Here is a 4821-nt window from a genome sequence, read left to right as displayed (position 1 = left end):
GGCTGGGAAAGGCCGTTTCTATTACCTTTGTTTTTTTTGCATTCATTACAGCGGCAGATCTTTTGTATTATATGGCGGATTTTATAACTACACAGATCATGGCCGACACACCAGCGCAAGCTATTCATATTCTTTTTGCTTGCATAGTCATCATGGGAGTTCGTCTTGGTCTTGAAAATCTAGCTCGGACAGCGGAGTTTTTTTTCCCTTGGTTCGTTTTATTATTTATCATATTAGTCATTTTCATCTCGCCGCAAATCGACAATCACAACATTCAACCCGTATTTGATACTGGAATAAAACCGATGATTCGTTCTACTTTAATCTTCACAAGTATTTTCTCTCTTTCCCCTGTTGTTTTTTTAATGATTTTCCCTGTTTCAGTGAATCAACCTAAAAAAGCACAAAAAGCTTTTTTGATAGGCACATTTATAGGGGGAATCATTTTAATTATTATTATCGCTTTGGCTATTCTAGTTCTCGGTCCTGATACAACAGGAAGGCATATGTATCCAAGTTTTGCGCTAGCCAAAAAAATAAACACAGGAAATTTTATACGTATTGAAGCCATAATGGCTGGAATATGGTTTGTCACGATTTTTTTTAGAACATCACTGTATTTTTACGCAGCTGTAATCGGTCTTGCACAAACGTTGAACTTAAAAGACTACCGCTCACTTACGTTACCTTTAGGGATGATCATGGTCGTATTTTCCCTCATTTTACATCCTAATGTCCTTCATGGAATTGAATTCAACAAAGGAGCATGGATACCTTATGTCTCGACATACGGACTCATTCTTCCTTTGATTTTATTAGTCGTTCATGCGTTTCGAAAACAGTTTTTAAAAAACTAACGTTTGAAAATAGGCTGTCCAACAAGTCATTTAGATGATTGGACGGCCTTTATTAATTACACTCCCCTACTCCTGCATTGTTCATCGATTCGTTACATTTCACCCTCCATATAGCTCTATCGAGTCATATTATTTTCACTTCATAAAGGGCATACTGATTTCAGCCCAATTGGAAGCTGTAATCATTTATTCATTGTGAAATACATCACATAGTTTGAAAGCGAGTGAAATCATGAAAGAAAACAAACAAAATCGTCCAAAACAACAGGAAAAAAAATTAATTATGTTATGTGCAGTTGTGACACTGCTCATGCYGCTGTCGATCATCCGAAAATTTATGAGCTAGTTCAAACAAGAATCAATCATCTAAGGAGTGAATTCCATGCTGCTTAACGGCTATGATCCCGTTGTATTCAGTCGTATACTAACCTCTCTCACCCTTGGCTTCCACATCATCTATGCCACGATAGGTGTCGGCATCCCGCTGATGATAGCACTAGCCGAATGGATCGGCATTAAACGAAATGACTTTCATTACCTGCTGCTTGCAAGGCGCTGGGCTCGTGGCTATGTAATCACCGTTGCAGTAGGCGTCGTGACAGGAACAGCTATTGGCCTGCAGCTAAGTCTGCTATGGCCAAGCTTTATGAGAGTTGCTGGACAATCTATCTCCCTGCCTCTTTTCCTTGAAACCTTTGCATTCTTTTTTGAAGCCATCTTTCTCGGTATTTACCTCTACACTTGGGATCGCTTTAAAAGTAGGATGACGCATTTTTGGCTGTTGATTCCCGTCGTTATTGGTTCTTCAGCTTCAGCTTTCTTCATTACGATCGTGAACGCATTTATGAATTACCCGGTTGGATTTACTTTAGTTAATGGTGAAATCGCGGACGTTAATCCTATTGCAGCAATGCTTAGCCCGGCCATGCCGACTAAGGTAGCACATGTGCTCTCTTCAGCTTACTTAACCTGCGCATTCATACTCGCAGCCATTACGGCTTGGTCGCTGCTTAAAGGAAAAAACCATATTTACTATAAGAAAGCTTTAAAGCTCACAATGGTTTGTGCCTTTGTTTTTATGATTTCTACAGCGCTTATCGGAGATTTGTCGGGAAAATATCTTGCAAAATATCAACCCGAGAAGCTGGCTGCAACGGAGTGGCATTTTGAAACGATGGGCAAAGCGCCGCTTATACTCGGAGGTATCCTTACCGAAGACAATGAAGTGAAATACGGACTAAAAATCCCGTTTGGCCTAAGCATTCTCGCTCACAGCAATCCGTTTGCTGAGGTTACTGGATTAAATGAATTTCCTGAGGATGAGCATCCGCCTCTATGGATTCATTACCTCTTTGACATTAAGATGGCTTATGTAGCCTTTATGGTGCTGGTCTCCCTTCTGTTTATTATTGAAATGGTTCGAAAAAAAGGGAATACATACCGCCGCTGGCTTCTTTGCGCCGTTGTTATTGCTGCTCCAGTAGCGATACTCACCATTGAGCATGGTTGGATTTTCTCAGAGGTTGGCAGGCAGCCGTGGATCTTAAGAGGCATTATGCGTACTGCGGAAGGTGCAACGACATCCGATCATGTCGATTTGATGCTTTTGCTATTTGCTCTGCTTTATCTTGTGCTCGGCATTTCTTCTGTAAGAGTTCTAATAAAAATGTTCCGAAATAATCACGCTGAAGATGAAATAGCTGCCTACGAGAAGGAGGCTCATGATCCATTATGAGTTATGAAGTCATTGGTATTACCGTGCTCTGGACTTTTCTGTTTGGCTATCTCATTATCGCTTCTATTGATTTTGGCGCCGGTTTTTTCAGCTATTACAGCTCTATTACTGGAACGAGGCATCTGATCCATTCCATCATTGATCGGTATTTGTCCCCAGTATGGGAGGTCACGAATGTTTTTCTCGTGTTCTTTTTTGTCGGGTTTATCGGATTTTTTCCGGATACCGCCTATTATTATGGAACTGCCTTGCTTATACCGGGAAGCATTGCCATTGTGCTGCTAGCTATTCGAGGGGCTTATTATGCTTTTAATCATTACGGCTCACGAAGTCGGAAAATCTATACACTCATGTACGGGGCTAGCGGCTTGCTTATTCCAGCTGCCTTATCAACAGTACTAACGATCTCAGAAGGAGGATACATCAAGGTTACAGACGAAGGAAAAGTAGTATTTCTCGTTAACGAACTGTTTAGAAGCAGCTATTCCTGGTCCGTTGTTCTGCTCGCCCTTGTAAGCGTGCTGTACATATCGGCTATGTTCTTAAGCTTCTATGCCCATAAAGCAGGCGATGCTCCTGCATTTAAGATCGTTCGAACATACGCGCTCGTATGGAGCTTACCGACAATACTTAGCAGCCTTCTTGTTTTCTTCGCCATCCATGACCATAATCGTGAGCACTATGAGAAAATGCTGGATAGATCATGGATGTTCGCTTTATCCTTTCTCTTTTTTATGTTAGCGGTTTACTTGGTGTGGAAGCGCCAGCGACTTGGATTATCGTTTATCTTCGTCATTTTGCAGTTTGCATTCGCCTTTTATGGATACGGCTCAGCTCATCTGCCTTACATTCTGTATCCCTATTTGACCATACACGATAATTTCACCAATGACTCGATGGCTATTGCGCTAATCATAGCATTTGTACTCGGCTTGCTGCTTCTGATCCCTTCACTATACTTGCTGATGCGTCTGTTTTTATTTAACACTAAATACGTCAAAGGCAAATAAATACCGTAAACGAAAGCAGGTGTACGATATTGGAAATTACTTTAATTATGATTGCCCCTCTTCTCATAATAGGCATTGCAGTTGTGTTCCTATTTGTATGGGGTGCTAAAGGCCAAACTTCGCCTAGGGAATAATCTCATTAAAAAACGCGTCTTTTTCCTTTTGGAATTGGACGCGTTTTTTATTAAGATCTATATTCACGATGAAAGTATAGCCTCTGCTACAAGCTGCCCCGATAGGGTTACCATCGGTGTTCCCCCGCCTGGATGCGTCGTACCTCCGACAAACCATAAACCCTTTAGATCAGCTTGATTGGAGGGTCTGGCAAAGGTTTGCCGCGCTGTATTGGAGGAAATGCCATATATAGCTCCGCGGTATGCCGATGTCTGCTTTTGCATTTGGTCAGGAGTGTAGACTGCTGAAAACTCTGAATCATCAATTAAACCAGACAAGCCATATGCTTCAAGTTTCGTTAAAATGTTTTTCTGATACGATTCGGCTTCTTGCTCCCAGTTCAACAGCGGAGAAGTGTATGGAGCGTTAGTCAGGATAAACAGGTTGCTGCCTCCAGCAGGGGCCATCCCATCCTCTGAGTAACCTGAATGGCAAATGTAAATTGCAGGGTTCTGAGGTGCTCTTCTTTGCTGGAAGATGTCGTCAAACTCACTGCCATAGTGTTCTGGGAAAAACACAGTATGATGCAGCAGCTGGCTGTAGGTCTTCTTACTGCCAATGAGGGAAACAAAACCTGATAACGATGGCTCATACGATGAGATTTTGGCATTGCTCATGCTTGGTCGCTTTGATTCTTCCAGCAGGTTTTTGCAAATAGCCAGYACATCACCATTTGCGATGATGATATCAGCTTTATAGTCCGCTTTGCTCGTAACAACACCTGTGATGCGACCGTTTACTGATGTAATCTGTTGAACACTCTCGGACGTATGAATCGTTACACCAAGCTCCTGAGCAAGGCGGCCGAATGCCTCCACAATCTGGTAGGTGCCGCCTCTCACTCCATAAATACCTAACTGCAGCTCCAAATGAGCAAGCATTGCAAAAATAGACGGAGCCGTCCGAGGAGCCGATCCAACATAGGTCGCATACCGTCCTAAGAGTGCAAGTGTATGTGGATGCCTAAAGTAACGGCGAAGCAGCCGTTCCAATGTCAGCCATGGACGAATCCGCAGCAAACCCGCAAGCAGTCGGAAGTCAACTT

At 42.5% G+C, this 4821-nt stretch carries 5 protein-coding genes; 4 read left to right on the top strand and 1 reads right to left on the bottom strand.

What is annotated here, in order from left to right; genetic code table 11:
• The 4 genes from AC1DSE_RS30285 to cydS all read left to right on the top strand — a co-directional run.
• A partial coding sequence (locus AC1DSE_RS30285) for a GerAB/ArcD/ProY family transporter (RefSeq protein ID WP_477528702.1) occupies nt 1-857 on the top strand: 857 nt, incomplete at its 5' end.
• 382 nt (nt 858-1239) lie between these two features.
• Nucleotides 1240-2592, top strand: a complete 1353-nt coding sequence (locus AC1DSE_RS30280) for a cytochrome ubiquinol oxidase subunit I (protein ID WP_441875236.1) — start codon at nt 1240-1242, stop codon at nt 2590-2592.
• Nucleotides 2589-3602: a cytochrome d ubiquinol oxidase subunit II gene (locus AC1DSE_RS30275; RefSeq protein WP_441875233.1), complete on the top strand. Its 1014-nt coding sequence runs from the start codon at nt 2589-2591 to the stop codon at nt 3600-3602. Before AC1DSE_RS30280 ends, AC1DSE_RS30275 begins: the two co-directional genes overlap by 4 nt.
• Nucleotides 3603-3649: 47 nt before the next feature.
• Nucleotides 3650-3736, top strand: a complete 87-nt coding sequence (gene cydS / locus AC1DSE_RS30270) for a cytochrome bd oxidase small subunit CydS family protein (protein WP_441875572.1) — start codon at nt 3650-3652, stop codon at nt 3734-3736.
• Between the two features lie 63 nt (nt 3737-3799).
• On the opposite strand, the gene AC1DSE_RS30265 is transcribed toward cydS, so the two are convergent.
• A partial coding sequence (locus tag AC1DSE_RS30265) for a phytoene desaturase family protein (protein ID WP_477528701.1) occupies nt 3800-4821 on the bottom strand: 1022 nt, incomplete at its 5' end.

This window comes from Paenibacillus sp. 01L418 (genome assembly GCF_056400045.1).
This window is presented reverse-complemented; position numbering and strand designations above follow the sequence as displayed.

Coding starts and splice junctions, on each gene's coding strand:
- AC1DSE_RS30275 (WP_441875233.1), top strand. CDS start 2,589: ATGAGTTATGAAGTCATTGGTATTACCGTGCTCTGGACTTTTCTGTTT.
- cydS (WP_441875572.1), top strand. CDS start 3,650: ATGATTGCCCCTCTTCTCATAATAGGCATTGCAGTTGTGTTCCTATTT.
- AC1DSE_RS30280 (WP_441875236.1), top strand. CDS start 1,240: ATGCTGCTTAACGGCTATGATCCCGTTGTATTCAGTCGTATACTAACC.